At 68.6% G+C, this 17,117-nt stretch carries 14 protein-coding genes; 8 read left to right on the top strand and 6 right to left on the bottom strand.

Going from position 1 to position 17,117, the window contains the following annotated elements; translation table 11 throughout:
* The 7 genes from FL311_RS29935 to FL311_RS29905 form a co-directional block, all read left to right on the top strand.
* The coding region (locus FL311_RS29935; protein ID WP_141330438.1) for a carbohydrate-binding protein at positions 1–830 on the top strand (830 nt) is incomplete at its 5' end.
* Positions 831–1,069: 239 nt separating this feature from the next.
* Positions 1,070–2,668, top strand: a complete 1,599-nt coding sequence (locus FL311_RS29930) for a Rieske 2Fe-2S domain-containing protein (RefSeq protein WP_141330436.1) — start codon at positions 1,070–1,072, stop codon at positions 2,666–2,668.
* 298 nt (positions 2,669–2,966) lie between these two features.
* Positions 2,967–4,223: a carboxypeptidase-like regulatory domain-containing protein gene (locus tag FL311_RS29925; RefSeq protein ID WP_141330434.1), complete on the top strand. Its 1,257-nt coding sequence runs from the start codon at positions 2,967–2,969 to the stop codon at positions 4,221–4,223.
* 374 nt (positions 4,224–4,597) lie between these two features.
* Entirely contained in the window at positions 4,598–5,182 is a 585-nt protein-coding gene (locus tag FL311_RS29920; RefSeq protein WP_141330432.1) for a hypothetical protein, read from the top strand.
* A gap of 150 nt (positions 5,183–5,332) precedes the next feature.
* Positions 5,333–6,901 carry an LVIVD repeat-containing protein gene (locus FL311_RS29915; protein ID WP_141330430.1) on the top strand — a complete coding sequence of 523 codons (1,569 nt, stop codon included), beginning with the start codon at positions 5,333–5,335 and terminating at the stop codon, positions 6,899–6,901.
* Positions 6,902–6,981: 80 nt separating this feature from the next.
* Positions 6,982–8,076, top strand: coding sequence for a hypothetical protein (locus FL311_RS29910; RefSeq protein WP_141330428.1), 1,095 nt, complete (start codon positions 6,982–6,984; stop codon positions 8,074–8,076).
* Between the two features lie 157 nt (positions 8,077–8,233).
* Positions 8,234–9,274 (top strand): ferritin-like domain-containing protein, encoded by a 1,041-nt coding sequence (locus FL311_RS29905; RefSeq protein ID WP_141330426.1) that lies wholly within the window; start codon positions 8,234–8,236, stop codon positions 9,272–9,274.
* A gap of 16 nt (positions 9,275–9,290) precedes the next feature.
* Here the strand turns inward: FL311_RS29905 and FL311_RS29900 are convergent, their stop codons facing one another.
* From FL311_RS29900 to FL311_RS29880, 5 genes are all read right to left on the bottom strand, one after another.
* Positions 9,291–10,166, bottom strand: a complete 876-nt coding sequence (locus FL311_RS29900) for a hypothetical protein (protein WP_141330424.1) — start codon at positions 10,164–10,166, stop codon at positions 9,291–9,293.
* Positions 10,167–10,190: 24 nt separating this feature from the next.
* Positions 10,191–11,855 carry a phosphatidylserine/phosphatidylglycerophosphate/cardiolipin synthase family protein gene (locus FL311_RS29895; RefSeq protein WP_141330422.1) on the bottom strand — a complete coding sequence of 555 codons (1,665 nt, stop codon included), beginning with the start codon at positions 11,853–11,855 and terminating at the stop codon, positions 10,191–10,193.
* Positions 11,856–12,128: 273 nt separating this feature from the next.
* Positions 12,129–13,136: a hypothetical protein gene (locus tag FL311_RS29890; protein ID WP_141330420.1), complete on the bottom strand. Its 1,008-nt coding sequence runs from the start codon at positions 13,134–13,136 to the stop codon at positions 12,129–12,131.
* Between the two features lie 76 nt (positions 13,137–13,212).
* Complete coding sequence (locus FL311_RS29885) at positions 13,213–13,989, bottom strand: DUF4384 domain-containing protein (protein ID WP_141330419.1); 777 nt, start codon at positions 13,987–13,989, stop codon at positions 13,213–13,215.
* Positions 13,986–14,528 carry an RNA polymerase sigma factor gene (locus FL311_RS29880; protein WP_141330417.1) on the bottom strand — a complete coding sequence of 181 codons (543 nt, stop codon included), beginning with the start codon at positions 14,526–14,528 and terminating at the stop codon, positions 13,986–13,988. Before FL311_RS29880 ends, FL311_RS29885 begins: the two co-directional genes overlap by 4 nt.
* A 211-nt stretch (positions 14,529–14,739) precedes the next feature.
* Between FL311_RS29880 and FL311_RS29875 the strand changes: the two genes are divergently transcribed.
* On the top strand, positions 14,740–15,570 hold the full coding sequence (locus FL311_RS29875; protein WP_141330415.1) for a class I SAM-dependent methyltransferase: 831 nt from the start codon (positions 14,740–14,742) through the stop codon (positions 15,568–15,570).
* A gap of 162 nt (positions 15,571–15,732) precedes the next feature.
* On the opposite strand, the gene FL311_RS29870 is transcribed toward FL311_RS29875, so the two are convergent.
* On the bottom strand, positions 15,733–17,117 hold a 1,385-nt coding region (locus FL311_RS29870; RefSeq protein ID WP_141330413.1), incomplete at its 5' end, for a carboxypeptidase-like regulatory domain-containing protein.

The raw sequence follows: 17,117 nt of genomic DNA, 5'->3' as shown, positions 1-17,117 counted from the left end.
CCCCCACACCCGAGCCGACGCCCGAGCCCACCCCAGAGCCGACTCCCGAGCAGCCCTCCGTGGACAAGTTCGGCGTGACGCGGCTGCACCCGTCCAAGGCGGGCGGCGAGTCCTGGGCGCTGGCGGACGACCCCACGTCGGACCCCCGGTTCGACCCGCAGCGCGCCATCACCCGCAACGCGGACGGCTCGTGGAAGATGAAGCACAGCCAGGTGCGCATGGGCGTCACCACCTCCACCGGCTACTCCGCCGCGAAGATTCCGACGTATGACCGGGATGTGCTGGCCAGCCGGGGCTACATGCAGGCGCCCAACGACTGGAAGAACGTCGAGATGACGGGCTTCGTGAAGCTCAACGCCGCGTCGGACGGCTCGGACAACTTCGACTGGTACGCGCGCGGCGGCAAGCACAACAACAACAACTCCGGCTGCGAGGGCAGCAGCTACAAGGGCGGCCTGCACTACGACGGCCGCGCCCGCTGGCAGAAGGAGACGTGGCATGTCTCCTACGACCAGGCGCCGTACAAGCCGGCCACCTCCGCGCTCAAGGGGCGCTGGGTGGGCTTCAAGGCGGTGATGCGCAACACCACCGTCAGCGGCAAGGAGGCCGTGCGGCTGGAGATGTACGTCAACGAGAACGCCGACAAGGTGACGTGGAAGAAGGTCTACGACTGGGTGGACGCTGGGGACTGGGGCGGGGACGCCGGGCACTGCGGCGGCTCCGTGGGCGCCATGCCGATCACCTGGGGTGGCCCCATCGCCACGTTCCGCTGGGACAACGCGGAGGACGTCGACTTCAAGTGGCTGTCCGTCCGTGAAATCCAGCCGTAGTCGCTGAGCCGTCCCCACCGACGACGACACCGGGGCGCGGGAGGTCCTCCTTCCGCGCCCTTCGTGTCTCCTGCCCGGGTCGTGTCGGGACGCGGACGCGAGCCGGGACTGGAAGGCCGCTGGTCCAGGTGACACCCCGTTCGCAGCCTACTTCACGCCGGCCGTGAGAGCGGGCGGCGACTCGGGTGTGTGTGCGGCCTCGGCGCGTCGTCGGGCCGCTTCGGTGGGGGGGCGGGGACATGCGAATCACTTTCCTGGGCCATGCAGGCTTCGCCGTGGAGTGCGCGGGGAGCGTCGTCGTCATGGACCCGTGGCTGTCCCCGCGCGGGGCGTTCGACTCGGCGTGGATGCAGCTGCCCCGCAACCACCACCTGGCCCCGCGCGTGCGCGAGCTGTTGGAGACGCCCGGCCGCGAGCGCTACCTGTACGTCAGCCACGAGCACAAGGACCACTTCGACCCGGAGTTCCTGGCCAGCCTCCGCACCCGGGACTTCACGGTGGTGATTCCCCGCTTCCAGCGCTCGGAGCTGCAGGACATCTTCGCCCGCTACGGCTGCAAGCGCGTCATCGCCTGCGAGGACGGGCGCGAGGTGCCCATCAAGGGCGGCTACCTCAAGCTCTTCGTGTCCGAGCAGGGCACCAACCGCGACTCCGCCATCATGGTGCGCGGTGACGGCCAGTGCTTCGTCAACCTCAACGACTGCAAGCTGCACGACCGACTGGCGCGCATCTGCGAGGAGGAGGGGCCCATCGACCTCTTCACCGCCCAGTTCTCCGGCGCCATCTGGCACCCCACCTGCTACGAGTACACGCCGGAGACCTACGCGGCCATCTCGCTGAAGAAGCGCGAGAGCAAGTTCGAGGCGGTGGCGCGCGCGCTGGAGGTGGTGAAGCCGCGGGCCTACCTGGCCTCGGCCGGCCCCGCGTGCTTCCTGGACCCGGCCCTGTTCGCGCTCAACCTGGAGAAGGTGAACATCTTCCCCAACGCCACCACGCTGTTCCGCTTCCTCGAGCAGCGGCTGCCCGGCGCCCACACCCGCTTCCTGGAGCCCATGCCGGGGGACGTGCTGGACGCGGCCTCGCTGGAGTACGTCTCGCTGGACGGCGCGCGGCTGACGGAGGAGGGCTTCGAGTCCTACCTGCGCACCTACGCGGCGGACATGGCGCACCTGTTCCGGGAGCGGCGGCGCAACATGCTGCGCGCGGAGGTGGATGAGATCCACGCCCGGCTGCGCGTGGAGCTGCAGCGCAAGCTGGACCTGTTGGACCTGCACGAGCGGGTGGGGATGCCGCTGTACGTGGAGCTGACGGAGCTGCCCGAGCGCCTCTTGCGCGTGGACTTCAAGGGCCGGCGCGTGGACGAGGTGGCGGAGATTCGCGAGACGACGCGCTACACCATGAAGGTGAGCGCCGCGGACATGGTGCGCGTGCTGGACCGGAAGCTGACGTGGGAGGACTTCCTCTTGTCGTTCCGCCTGCGGCTGAGCCGCTTCCCGGACGTCTACGAGCCCATCCTCCACGGCTTCCTCGGCGTCGAAATCGAGGACATGCGGGCCTTCTGCGAGGGCGTGCGCTCCACCGAGTCCCAGCGCGAGCGCACCGTGGTGACGGTGGGCCACCGGCGCTTCTCCGTGCAGCGCTTCTGCCCGCACCAGGGCGCGGACCTGTCCGAGGGGTGGGTGGAGGAGGGCAGGTACCTGGTCTGCCCGCGCCACCGCTGGCAGTTCGACCTGGAGGACGGAGGCCGATGCGCCATGAACGGCTCCACCCTCTGCGCCGAGTCCGTGTCGGAGAAGTCCGCCACGCCCGCACCGGCCGAGGAGCCGCTCGCGCTCTGACGTCCTCGTGTGTCGACGCCATGGCACACCGGGCCATGCGGGAACCCCGTATGTGTTTCGCACCCTCCTGTGACATTCCAGGCTACATGGGTGGGTCGCGAGGCTTTGATTTGTAGCGCGGGATGTCACACGTGTAGTCGCTATCGCCTCGGGTCCTTCGTGACGTGTCTGTGTTTGATGGAGATTGGTGCTGGGATTGAAACATCCCGCGCCGCCGTGGCAACGTCAGATGAATCACATACCATGCGGGAAGGTGGCGCCCTCGAGGCGTCGCCTTTCTTCAACGGGGAGGTATGTGATGTCTCTGTCGGCAATGGTCAGCAAGCGGTGGATGTGGCTGTGTGGCGCGCTGAGCGGCACGATGCTGCTGGGCGCGGCCTGTGGTGCGCCCGAGGGGGAGGCGGAGGCTCCCGCGGCGGTGGAGCACGTGCAGCCGCTGGTGACGTGTACGCCCGCCAGCTCCGGCACCACCATCTGTGGCGTCGTCACCAACGCGGCCGGAGTCCCGCTCGCCGGGGCGCGGGTGCGCGTCGGCAGCGCCGCGGGGACGTCGGCCTCGGACGGCTCGTTCTCGGTGACGGCGGCGGTGCCCATGGGCACGCCGGTGACCATCGATGTTCCGGGCTACATGCCCTACGTGGGCGCCGTCACGCGCAACGTGCTCGGGGCGCGCTTCGTGTTGCACTCGCTGCACCGGCAGACGTTCAGCGCGTCGGGCACCGTCGTGGTGACGGACCCGCGCAACGGCGCCTCCATCCAGGTGAACCTGTCCGCGCTGCGCGGCCCCTCGGGTGAGCAGGTGCAGGGCCCGTTCACGGTGGGCGTGCGTCACATCGACACGGGCCTGTTGGCGATGCCGGGCACCGACGGCGCCGTCAACCTGTCGGGCCAGCAGGTGTTCCTGGAGTCGCGCGGCGCCATCTACACGGAGGTCCGCGACGGCAGGGGGCAGCTGCTCAAGCTGGCCCCGGGCGCCACCGCGCGTGTCTTCATCCCGCTGACGAATGACCTGGCTCCCACGGCCCCGGCGAACATCGCCTTCTGGTCCATGCCCGTGGGCTCCAACCAGTGGCGGCAGCAGCCCACCAACGGCACCCGCACGGGCAACCCCGTGCAGTGCAACAACCGCGAGACGGTGAGCTGCAACGCGGACGACTGCGCGCGCATCTCCAACAGCGGCTTCACGGCCAACACCAATGAGGTCGGCTTCATCAACGCCGACATCGAGAAGACCAACCCCGCCTGTCTGCGCATCGACGTGAACGCGGCCGCGCTGCCGCCGGGCACCACGCTGCCCATCTGCCTGGAGCTGGAGATTCCGCTCCCCACCGGTGGCAGCCAGACGCGCAACATCTGCGTGGGCGCGGGCACGGACGTCCTCTACAACCTGCCGGCCAACGCCAACATCGTCGTGCGCCAGGCCCAGGGCTACGGCTGCCCGCCGCCTCCGGGTGGCAGCGTGGTGGTGAACACCGGCGCGCCCTGGGGCGGCACCGGCGTGCCTTCGACGCCCGGCCAGTGCAACGGCGTGCTGACGCTGCCGCCGCTGCCGTGAAGTCCCTGACATCCTGAAGTCCAAGGGCCCCGGCGCGTCCAGCGCGCCGGGGCCTTCTTCGTGGGAGGACGGGGGCGCGCCTTGGTCGTGCAGGCGACAGCCATCCGGGACCGGCAGGCGATTTCGAGCCCCGGCCCGAGCGGACACCATCGGCGCCACCCCCATGAGAGTCATTCCCAGAGGCCGCGCTTTCGACCGGCGATTCCGAGTGGCTGTCCTTGGCGCGGGAGTCGGCGGCGTCGTGTCCGCGGCCGAGTGCCGGCGGGCGGGGCACGAGGTGGAGCGTGACTCGCGCCGCGAAGCGGCCCGCTGGCTCGCGCCTGCTGAGCGGCCGCGGGCCGTCTGGTTTCACATCGTCGTTGGAGGAGTTCCACATGAGGGAAGTCGCGCACACCACCCCGCTGCATTCGGAGCCCCGGGGGCCCGCCGAGCTCGTCCGCAGCTTCCTGCCCATCCTCTATGGTTGTGATGAGCACCGTCCCCGCGCCGCCGCGTCGAGGCACTATCACCCGGACACCACGTTCCATGACCCACTCGTCACGGTGCGGGGGGTGGAGCGCGCCCGGCGGCTCGTGTATGTCAACAGGACCTTCCTCTCGGATTGTCGCATGGCCTTCGGCGACGTCACCGAGTCGCGGCGTCCGGATGGCTCCCATGTCGTGATGGCCGAGGTGAAGACCTCGCTCGTCTTCAAGCACTTCCTCGCCCTGCGGCCCTGGCAGGCGCTGGTGGGGGATACCTTCACGTACCACGCCGTGCACAAGGTCGTGCTCGACCAGGACCTGAAGGTCACCGAGCACGAGGAGATCTACAGCGTCCGCTCCGTGCTCGACTCCTCGCCTCTGGGGCGGGTGTTGTATGGCCTGGTCCGGAAGCTCAACCACGCGTGCACGTCCGACTTCGGCTACACGCTGAACCAGTACATCGCCGGGGACCGGAGCGTGCGGACCATCTTCTGACGCCCCAGTTCCCACGCGGATGTCAGGGATTGAACGGCGTCCGCGGACCCGCGATATGGGGAGGGCCCCTGTTCGTTCGAGGGATTCCGGGTCGGCCTTCCTCCGTGCACGTCCATCCCGCTCGCGCCGGCCCCATCCCCGGGGGCAGACATGGTGAAGTGGACGTGGGTCGTCGTCGCGGTGGTGTGGTGGCTGGCTGGCGCGGGCGGGTGCGACAGCCCGGACCGTGAGGTCATCGAGGTGCCGGTGGACCTGTCTCCCGGCACGCCGCTGCCGGACCCGGGAGACCTGGGGCCACCGCCGGCCGTGAGCTGCGCGCTCCGGGTCTCCGTCAGCACCCCGGATGACTGCGGCAAGCTGGAGTCCTACGACCTGACGGGCTGTGATCTGGAGAGCCTGAAGCGGGTGGACACCTCGGGCCCCTTCAACGCGCGCTTCCACGACACCTCGACGGGGCCGGGGCGCGGCACCGATCAGCTGCTGGGCCGGTACTACTTCCTCGACCCGGAGGCGGCCCACCCGATGTTCCTGGTGTCGACCGCCAATATTCCCGGCCGTCCCTACAGCGTGACGGCGGAGCTGGGGTGCCGGGCGGTGGGGACGGACCGTGTGCTGGGCTGTGACGTCCGTTGCGAGGCGGGGAAGCCGCCCCGGGTGCTCAGCTTCGAGAGCGTCCGGACCCGCCGCCGGCCCGGGGAAGCAGAGTCCTCGGGCGGGCTGCGACTCATCGGCGAGGCCTCCACGGGGGCGAACACGGGCATGGGAGTGGATGTCTACGTCACCAAGGGGCACGCGTACGTGGTGAACATCGAGGCGTTCTTCCCGGGGGAGGGAGGTCTGTTCGTCTTCGACCTCGCGGACCGCACCGCGCCGCGCCTGGTGGCGTCCATCACGCACCCCGATGATGCCTATTGGAACGGGGTCTGGGCGAAGGACGACGCGCTCTATGTCGCCAGCGCGGCCCGGGGCGTCCTGGTGTTCGACATCTCCGACCCCGCGTCCCCCAGGCTCATCCAGGACCTGTCGGGCGGCATGCGGCGCAGCACCCATACCCTCTTCGTGAATGGCAATCGGCTGTATGCCATGGACAACGGGGACGTCCTCATCTTCGACGTCACCCACGCGCGCGAGCCCGTGTTGCTGGGCAGCTACCGGGACGAGAGCTCCCGGATGCCGGGGCGCAACTCCTATCCCCACGACGCCACCTCCTTGAACCACCTGCTCTTCGTCAACCATTGGGGCGCGGGCCTGCTCATCCTCGACGCGCGCGACCCCGCGAACGTGAAGAAGCTGGGCGCGTACGAGTATCCCAACGCGATGAGCCACTACTCGCGCGTGGCGTACTTCCAGAACAACCTCATCGCGTTCGAGGGCGGCGAGGGGTGGGGCGCCCACCTGCGGGTGCTCAACCTGAACGACCCGGCGAACCCCACCCTCATCGGCGAGTACAAGCTGTCGCCGGAGGTCTCCATCCACAACATGGAGCTCGTCGGCAACCGGCTCTATCTGGCGCACTTCCAGCACGGCGTGCGCGTCCTGGATGTCACCGTCCCGAGCCGTCCCCGGGAGATCGCCTATCACCACACCTGGCGGGAGCACGACCCCGTGTTCCTCAACGTCTCCTCCTGGGAGGGCGCCGTCGGCATCCGCGTCCCGGGGGACGGCTATGTCTACGTCGTCGACTCGCAGCGAGGCCTGCTCATCTTCCCGGAGCTGTGAGCCCGCCAGGGGCCCGGCTGTCCCCCGCACCGGGCCTCTGGTAGCCTGGATGCCAAGGCAGTCCAGGAGGGGGAACTCCGATGAAGGCGCTGATGATTCCGCTCGTGACGTCGTGTGTCGTGGTCGGCGGCTGTCGCGAGAACAAGGTCGAGGGTGACACACCGGGTCCTGGGGCACCCGAAGTCGAGAAGCGACTCGAGGTGCCACCCAACGGCAAGGTCGTGATGCACAAGCTGTTCGACGACAAGTTCATGGAGATGGCGGCGATGCCGCTGCCGGACAACTGGATCGTCAACAACGGCAAGGCGGTCATCAGCGGACCGGGCAACGTGAATGTCTACATGGTCCCCATGAAGACGTTCATGTTCTCGGGCGACCCGATGATGCAGCAGGTGGCGGCGCGCAGCGGCCAGCCGATGCGGCGCTTCGAGTCCATCGACCAGGTCATCCAGCAGGACCTGGTGCCCATTGCTCGCAAGGAGGGCGCGAAGCTGGTGAAGCAATACGACGCGCCGGACATCGCCGCGTCCGACAAGGGCTTCTCGGACCTGCTCTACAAGGTCGCCCCCATGCGCCAGCTCTTCCTGGCGAAGGTGACGGAGTGGACCGACAAGCGCGGTGAGCCGTACATGATGGTCGTCCACCTGAGCGCCACGGACCTGGGCAACATGGTGTCCTGGAACTACTACACGCACGCGCTTGACGCGCCCAAGGAGCGCTACGAGGAGAGCAAGAAGGTCGTCCTCCAGGCGCTCGCGGGCACGCGCTACAATCCGCAGTACGTCCAGGCCTACAACCAGGGCGAGATGGCCCGGGAGCGCGCGAGCTGGGCGGCGCACCACCAGCGCATGCAGGCCAACAAGGCCGCCTTCGAGGCGCAGCAGCGCGCGTTCCACGAGAAGAACGACGCCATCAACAAGTCCATCGCGGAGACCTACGCCAGCCGCGACGCCACGTCGGACCGCATGCACCACCGCTTCGTCAACTACATCAAGGACGAGGAGACGGTGCGCAACACCGCCACGGGCACCCGGCATCAGGTCCAGACGGGCGCCAATCAGTACTGGATGAACGGCAACGGCCAGTACGTCCCGTCGAACGACCCCAACTACGACCCGAACCGCGACCCCAACCTCAACCACCAGCAGTGGGACGAGGCGGAAGTCGAGGACTGAGATGCCTGCTCCACCGTGCAGCCGGTTGCACAGCTTCGCCCGCTCGGCGTGCCGTCCCCTGCACGGTGGTGTCTGGCCTCCCACCGCGGAAGTCCTGACGCGCTGGTGGGCATTCGGGGTGCATGACATCGTGGGCTGACTCGACGAAAGGGATGTGATGGCCTTGGAGCTGGCGGTGATCCTCGGTTGTGCGATTGCCGTGTCCTTCATCCTGGGGATTGTCTTCGCGCTCCCCAGGACCCACTCGAAGAAGACGCGTCGGCTCGGAGCCGGGCTGCTGATCGCGGGGGGTGTGTTGTCGGCTGGCGGGTTGGCGTGGCTCATCTGGAGCGTCGTCGACTTCTTCTCCAACACCAACTTCTCCAAGGGGCGGGTGCTGCGCCTGCGCGGGCGTGCCCGCGTGGCCCGCCGGGCGCTGGGGTCGGGCTGGGCGGATGACGCCGTGCCGGAGGTCTCGGGGCTCACGACGTGGCAGCGGACGGTGCTCGGGGAGGCGTGGATGACCTCGGCGCGGATGGAGCATGCGTCGGTGCCAGCCTTCGCGAAGCTGTCGCTCCGGCTCTCCGCGATGGGGGCGCCGTCGGCGCTGCTGGAGGACTGCCACCTGGCGGCGCTGGACGAGGTCCGCCACGCACGCAGGTGTTTCGCGCTCGCCCGGGCCTTCTCGGGAGTGGACTGGACGGCGGGGCCCATTCCGGAGCTGGAGCAGGAGGGCGTGAAGCCCATGGCGACGGGCTCCGAGGAGGCCTGGGCGCGGCTGGCGCGCGGCTCGTTGCTGGACGGGTGCCTCGCGGAGGGCGTGGCCTCCCTGGTGGCCGCGGAGGGCGCGCGGCGTGCCGCGGACCCCGTGGTGCGCGAGACGCTGTCGGTCATCGCCGAGGACGAGGCGCGGCACGCCGAACTGGGCTGGGATGTCCTCGACTTCGCGCTGGAGCGAGGCGCAGGGAGCGCGGAGGCCGGCCTGCGGCGGGCCCTGTCGGAGCTGGACGCGCGGAGCACGCCTTCGCTCCCGCCCATCCCGGGCGTCGACGAGGACTTCCTGGCGCGGCACGGCCTGCTATCCCAGGCGGAGCTGGGTCACTGGACCCGCGAGTGCATCCAGCGGACGCGCGCCCGGGCCCTGGCGCTGCTCGAGCCGGCGGCTCCCCGCGGTCACGGGTGCCAGCTCTCCACGGGAGACTTCGCCCCGCCCCCGTGAGGAGGCGGGGCCCCGCTCAAATCGCCTGCCACGGGATGACGGTCTTCAGGTAGCCCTGGCGGTTCGAGCGCAGCCCGGAGCGTTTGTAGTCGGTGACGCCCGCGACGTGGAAGAAGAAGTCCCAGGTGTTCACGGCGGTGCGGATGCCGAAGACCAGGCACATCGTCTCATGGAGCGCGACGTTCGTGCGGCCCTGTCCCTGCTTGTAGTTGCGGTAGGCCAGCGTCACCGGGGATTCGACCTTCGCGCCCGCGATGGGGTCCCAGACCCTGGCCAGGTAGTCGTCCTTGCGCATCTGGTGGGTGATGACCTCGTTGGGGCCCTGCGCCGCCGCCATCAGCCCGTCCATGTAGGCCTCGGCCAGGTCCGGCCGGTTGTGGTCGGTCGACATGCCAATCTTGTTCGCGTTCGCGTGATGAACCCGGACCTGGTTCGTGACGGTGTCCTGCGTCACATAGAAATGACAGCCGTTGAACGGGCCCGACATCATCAGGGGCGGCCCCACGTTGGAGAGGTCCATCGAGACGATGCAGGAGTCCTCCCAGCTCAAGTACTGGCAGGCCAGCGCCCCTCCTGGATTGACTTGATAGGCGTGGAGCTCGTTGGCTGGCGCGTTGCTGAAGAAGGCCTGTTTCCCCGCCGTGATGTCCAGGTAGATGTCGATGTTGTTCTGTTCGATGACGGCGTTGTTGGGCGCCCCGACGACGCCTCCGACGACCATCGCCGCGACGTCGGTCGCGAGCAGGTGCACGAACGGGGCGTTCCCGGCCAGGGGCTTGGTGCGGTTGTACCAGCCGGGCGCGGGCCGGTGGGTGTGGTGGAGGAACAGCGGCTTCTTCTGGAGGAGGTTCAGCCGCGTGCCGTTGTTGTTGAACTGTCCGATGAGGGTCATGTGTGGTTCCTGGCGTGACTGGCTTCAGAGCCAGGTGAACTTCAACTTCTTCGAGCTGCCCACGTTCTCGAACATGGCCCAGAGGTCCTTGGGGTCCCTGCGCGCGAGCCCCACGCAGTTCGCCTGGTGGCGCTCCTCGGCCGAGTCGTTCCAGCACGCGCGCGGGACTTCATACATCCCGTGGATGCCGTAGTGGTTGACGAGCCTCGCCTTGACGGTGGTCGCGAAGGCCGCGTCGTCGATGTGCACGTCCAGCTCGCCGTCGTAGTCCATGGCCCGGCAGTCGAAGTTCGCGCTCCCCAGCACCACGTGCTGGCTGTCGATGATCATCAGCTTGGTGTGCAGGTAGACGGTCTCCGGTGCCTGGTTGAGGCCCCCGTACCGGTAGGGGAAGTAGACCTGGATCTTGGGCGCCACGTCGTCGTGCTTGGGCTGGGCCTTGCTCTTCTGGCCCGTCCCCTTGTGGATGAACCTCAGGACGGCGTCGAGCCGCACCTCCGTCCTCGCCTGGGTCTTCTTGTGCGTCAGCCGCAGGCGGTAGTCCTGCTGGGGCCAGTCATGCAGGTTGATGGAGGGCTCGTACACCTCCCAGACGTAGTCGTCCTTGGAGTACGTCTTCGTCCCCTGGGTGCGTGGGTCGACGTGCGTCGTGATTTCGCCGTCGATGACCTCCACGGCCAGGCAGTTCTCGTCCAGGTAGCCGCTCTCGATGGCCATCATCGCGTACGTGATGCGCGTCAGGTACGTGACGCCCTTGTCGGAGTCATGGAGGGGATCCGGGATGACCAGCACCACCTTGAGCTGCTTGGCGCCCAGCTGCTTGATGCGCGTGCGCACCGCCTTCACCAGCTCTGGATTGAAGAACTGGAAGTTCTCGATGTAGATGTATTTGTTCGCGTGGGAGATGAGGTCCACCAGCTTGTCTCGGATGTGTGTCTGATTCGAGAACGACTCGCTGTTGGTGGTCAGCGCGGTGATGGTGAGGTTGCCGCCCTGGATGACCTGGTCATTCGCGGTGGCCTGGAGGGTGGAGCGGGCGGCGGCGGGGTGCGGCTTGCCGAACAGGCTGAGCGTGGGGAGCTGCTTCCTCCAGCGGCGCAGCCACTCCGACTCGATGTCGAGCGTGACGGGGCCCTGGAGCAGCACGCCGGTGTCGTGGCAGGAGTGCCCGTAGGGCCGGGAGTGGGCGATGTTGTCCCAGTACTCGTGCTCGATGTTGAAGCCGCCCACGAGCACCTTCAGCGTGCCGGCGATGGAGAAGATGGCGATCTTCTGGTGGAGCGAGTAGCCCACGCCGGCGCCGCTGTGCTTCTCCAGGTACACCTGGATGCGCTGGTTGTGGTTGTGCAGCAGCGCCTGGGTGGCCTTGTTCTTGGCCAGCGTCTGCAGGGAGAAGTGGTCCGACATCTTCGCGAGCTCGAGCCCCTTGACGGTGAGGTCGTCGGGTTGCCAGAGGCAGATGTCGATGTGGTGGCCCGCGTCCGCGACCTCCTTGAGGACCTCTCCGAAGTTCCGGTTCGCGTGGCGGTCGAGCAGGGTGTCGTGCTGGAGGCACCACCAGCCCAGGCGCACATAGGTCTTCGCGTGGGGCTGCGCGTCCCGCACCTCGTAGAGGCAGTCGCGGAACATGTCGAAGTACTCTTCGCCGTCCATCAGGAACACGGCCGTGTTGTTCTGGGTCGGGGGCATGGACCTTCCTCGAGGGGGACCTCGAGACCGAGCCCTGACGAGGACATGGCCGCGGAGAACGGCGGGTGACAGGACGGCGCTTCCGGGAGGGGGGCTTTCCCGGAGACCTCTCGCGGAGGGACTTCGTCAGGGATGAGTCACGAGGCGGGCTCCCACTGAGCAAGGCACGTACCAGTGGAAGCCCGCGGGCTTCTGGAGCGAGGAGGACCCTGGTGGAGGCCCGCTGCTTGTCCCCGGAACGCAGGCGCGTTGCACGGGGACGCAGGGCGGGTGTCAGGGGGTGGTCGCGCAGGGCCACCAGGCGGGCGGCGTGGCGCGGTCATCCCACGTCCCGTCCCAGTAGTCGCGCAGGGTGTAGACCTGGGTGTTCGCGGCGACGCAGTAGCGCTCCGGATGCGGATTCACGTAGAGGGCCGGCTCCTGGATGTTGAAGCTGAAGTTCCTGCAATACGTCTCGCTGCCTGACGGAGGCGGCGTCGCGGTGGCGGCGCGCACCTGTGTGCGCAGGGCGCTTGTGTTGTGCTCGCAGACGTATCCGCGGAAGCGTCCGTCCAGCTCGATGAAGAGGTCCATCTTCACGCGGCCGCTGTTGACGTCGCAGCCGTCGAAGTACGTGTGGCCTGGAGGCAGCGACGGGTCTTCCTTGTAGCGATATGTGACCAGGGAGTAGCCCTGCGGCGGCTCGGGGCAGTGTGGGAACATGGCGGCGTAGAAGGGGTGGAGCGCGCCCTCGCGATACACCACGTAGTGATTGACGAGCGCGTCGAGGGTGTAGCCCTCCTGGTGCCCGATGACCTCGTCCGGGCTGCTCGTCGCGGTCAGACTCACGGGGTCCAGCTTCCCGTTGCCATTGCCGTCGACGTAGGCCAGCACGTAGGCGAGCCCGAACTTCGTGCCCTCGTCGCCATTGAGGATGCCCGGCTCGGGCAGCTTGCGCACGGGCATGTTGAAGGTGTTGGGGAAGCGGCCATCCACCTTCACGTCCACACCCTGTCGCGAGTACGTGGAGGACGGGCTCAGGCGCAGACACTTGTTGTAATCCCTCAGGGTGGTGATGGTCTTCATGCACTCCGCCGTGGCCTCGGGCCAGTGCTCCCAATGGAGGGCGACGCGCAGCTTCTTGCGGCGCGTGTCGTCGAGTGACTCGGACGAGACCAGCGAGCCCTCCACGGTGAACAGGGCGTCGTCCTCGCCCTCTTCGCCGAGGATGTCGCCGCATCCCATCGAGGTTCCGGCCAGCAATCCCAGGCACAGCACTCCGTGTCGCCATCGTCTCGTCATGCTTCGCTCCCGTGGTGGGTTCATCCCGAAAGACGCGGCACGGTCGTGGCGTGGGACATGTCGAGGCGACGAGAGGTCAGGGCTGCTCCCGGCGCAGCTCACGCACCACGTGGCGCAGGGACGGGAGTGGCTCGAGGGGGGGAGGGAAGCGGGTGGTCCGGGCGGCCTGCTCCAGCCACCGCCGCACGGCTGTCGGCGAGGGGGCCTCGGGGGAGGATGCCGTCAGCACGAAGACGAGCGCCTCGCGCTCCGGGCCCGCATCCAGCTCCAGGCTTCCGGGGAGAGACATCCGTCCAGGCTCCAGCCGGAGCGCGCCGCCGGTCTCCGCGAAGCCATGCAACGGAGTGACCTGGCCGCGGCTGTCGACGGCGAGCACGTACAGCGCGCCGCCCACCGGGTCCTCGACCTCCAGTCGCACGCGGTCTCCGGGGCGCAGCGCCGCATCCAGGGCCTGCTCGAAGACGGCGTCGCCGCGCTTGACGTGCAGGCGCGTGGTCAGTCCTCCGCGCACGCGGATCCGCTCCTCGACGTCCGGCGCGGGGCGCAGGAGCGGCAGGCCCAGGGCGAGCAGGGCACAGAGCGCGAGCGCTGGCTGGGCCCAGCGCAGCGGCCTTGCCCAGGGGTGGACGGGGGCGGGCTCATACAGGCGTGCCGCGATGACGGTGAAGGGGCGCCGCCGCGCGAAGGCGCTCCGGGCGGCGCGACGCTCCTCCAGGTGGGCCGCGAGCAGGGGCATCTGGCGCGCGGCCTCCTCCATGGACCGGGCCTCCTCGGGTGTCACTTCACCGCAGAGGTAGCGTTCAATCAGAAGCTCCGGGACGCCTGGGAAGCGGGGCAGGGGTGAGGGGCTCATGCGGAGGCGGGTCCTTTCCACGAGATGGCGCTCGGAGAGACCTCGAGGAGGCGTCGGGCTGTCTCGAAGAAGGTCTGGAGCTTTCGTTGGACGGTCTTGCGGGACACGCCGATCAGGGTGGCGATCTGCTCCTGTTCCAGCTCATCGAGGAACCGGTGCGCGACGATGCGCTGGACGTCCTCGGGACAGTGGGCGAGCACGTGTCTCAGGAGGTCCGCGTCGGTGACGAACCGCTCCATCGAGGTGTCCAGCTCGTCGTCCGCGGGGGCGCGCAGGGTGATGGCGGAGGTGCGCTCGGTGCGACGGCGGCGCAGCAGCGAGAAGCACTGGCGGTCCGCCACGGTGAGCAGCCAGGAGAGCGGAGAGGTGGCCTCGCGCACCTGCTTCAGATGGACGTGGACCCGCAGGAACACCTCCTGTGTCACGTCCCAGGCTTGCGCGTCGTCCCCGAGCAATCGCTGGCAGCGCCGGTACACGGCCTCGCCATAGCGGTGGTAGTAGCCTTCGGTCCGTTCGACGTCCTCGTCCTTCGGTTGCACGCACGACCTCACGTGGCCCCCGGCCAGTGTCGCCGAGCCGCGCGGTGGATGGGATGGGGTTCCTCACGGCGGGCCACATGGTCATCACGGCGTGGGGCATCTTTCCGGGACGGGCTTCACCCCTTGACGCGCGGGGGTGTTGTTGTTCCCTCGGAAGCCGCGCGGTTGCCCTCTTGTTCCGGTGGCGGAGGTCTGCTGGGGTGTCTGTCTTATGTCGACCCTGCAAGAGCGGAGCGCCGCGGTCTATGACTTTCTCTGGCCATTCCTGGAGGAGGAGGGGACGCGGTATGCGTATCTGGACGCGTCGCCCGGTGGGCGGCCGATGTCGGAGCTCCTCGAGGCGATTCCCGCGCGGCGGGGCGTGGGGAAGGGCTCGCGCGTGGTGGACGTCGGGTGTGGCAAGGGGCGTCAGGTGGTGGCGCTGGCGCGGCGGCTGGAGGGGCACGTCGTCGGGGTGGACCCGTTGGAGCAGAACCTGTCGCTCGCGGCCGAGCGGGCCCGACGGGAAGGGGTGGAGGGACGGGTGAGCTTCGCGCGGGGCGGAATCGAGCGGCTGCCGCTGGAGACGTCTTCGGTCGACTTCGTCTGGTGTCTGGACATGCTCAACCACGCCGAGGACCTGGAGGGTGCGATGAAGGAGTGCGCGCGTGTCCTTCGGCCGGGTGGTTCGATGATGAATTGCAGCGCGCTGGCCACGGAGCTGTTGGAGCCTCGCGAGATGGAGCGCGTCACGTGGCGGTTGGGCCTGAACCCCGCGACACTGTCACGAGAGCGGATGTCCGCGGACTGCGAGGCCGCCGGGCTGCGTATCGTGGAGTTCGGCACGACGACGGACGAGGGCTCGCCGTACCTGGAGGAACTCGACGAGGGGATGGCTCGCCACGCGCTCCGGCTGGCGAAGGTGCGGCGGGCGCGCAAGCAGATGGAATCCCGGCTGGGGGCCGACGCGCTCGAGGTGCTGTGTGCCTATGACGAGTGGAACATCCTCCTGTTGCTCGGGAAGGTGACCTATGGCGTCTGGGTGCTCGAGCGCGCCGCGTGAGGCCCGGAGTACGGCCCCGCGCTGCACCACTGGGGCTTCGGTACGAAGGTGTTCCAGACGCGGCATCGACACGGTGGCCCTCGGCTACCAATGCACCGAGCACGTGGCCACCGCCCATGCGACGCACGGGGTCCTGACGAAGTCGAAGGAGCGCGACGGCCCCTACTGGGAGACCTCGTACCGCAGGTGTCCCAGGTCCGTTCGCTGCCCGGGATGGATGACGAAGGCATGCCGCCTGGGGTCCTGCTCCAGGCTCAACGCGTGGTCGCCCGGCGGAAGCCCCGCGATGATGAAGCGTCCATCCCCGGTGATGCGCTTGAGCGGGCGGTCGTCGTCATCCCAGACACGGACAGAGGGCCACTGTGCGAAGGAGGGTTCGGCCGGCGGGTCGAGGCTGCCCACGACGGCGCCCGTGTCCTCCAGGCGGATGTCGGCGACGATGCGCTCGCCTTCCTTGCCCTCCACCGTCACGCTTCCGGCGCGGCCATCGTCGAGCCACGCATAGACGGTCCGATGTCCGGCCGCGGGCTTCACCGCGAAGCCGGAGCCCTCGAACCGGACGTGCTGGTAGGTCGGAGTCGTGTTCCCGCAGCGCAGCCAGTACGTCGGCGGCTGCGCGACCGCGATGCGTGCTCCCTGTGCCGGCGTGCCGTCGGGCAAGAGGACGTGTCCCGCGAACTCGAAGTACCGGGGCGTGGGCGCGTGCGGTGGGCCGACGACGAGGAACGTGCTCGGGTCGTAGGGAACCTGCACGCCCACGGGCTCCCCGGGTGACAGCGCCACCTCCTTCCCGCCGTGGAAGTCGCGCCACCCGTGGTAGCCCGTGACGGCGACGGTGTGGTTCCCGGCCTCGACCAGGCCTGTCCATGTGCCGTCGTCCTGTCGTCGCAGGGGAACGCCCACCGACACCGCCTTGATGTCGTCGTCAGCGGCCGGCTGGAAGTGGCGCCACCTGACGCTGCGGCTGCGCCGGGGCTTCACCGTCACCGGGGTGAAGCCCGCGAGCTGGATGTCCAGCGTCGCCCATGCCTCGGCCTGGACCTCCGCCTCACGCGGATGGGCCCGGGCCTCGGCCGTGAATGGATGGATTCGCACCGTGCCAGGAGTGACGCCGTCCAGGATGTAGCGGCCATTCGCATCCGTCACCGCCTGGGTGGGCATCTGCCGGGGGTGGGACGGAACGCTGAGCGCCATCAACCTCATACCCACCGCGGGCGTGCCATCCAGGTTGTGTACCTGTCCGCGGAGGGTCGCCCCTGGAGGCAATGCCAGCACCGTGGAGATGCTCCCGCCCGCGACGAGCCCGAGGTCGTGCTCACAGGCCTCGCCGTGTCCGACACCTCGGGCGCACAGGTGGACCACGCCTGTCGGCGCCTCGGATAAGAGCGCGATTCCCTGGGCGTTGGTGACGGCCGTCTCCAGCGGCGTCGAGATATCGATGGGGTCCCGCAGCAGCGCCACCGTAGCGCCCGGGAGCGGTCGTTGATCCTTCGCCGAGACCACCCGGACCTGCGCCTTCCCCCTGCCATCCAGGGTTGGAGGAAGGC

It is taken from the genome of Myxococcus sp. AB025B (assembly GCF_006518215.1).
Lineage (GTDB): Bacteria > Myxococcota > Myxococcia > Myxococcales > Myxococcaceae > Myxococcus > Myxococcus fulvus.
This window is presented reverse-complemented; position numbering and strand designations above follow the sequence as displayed.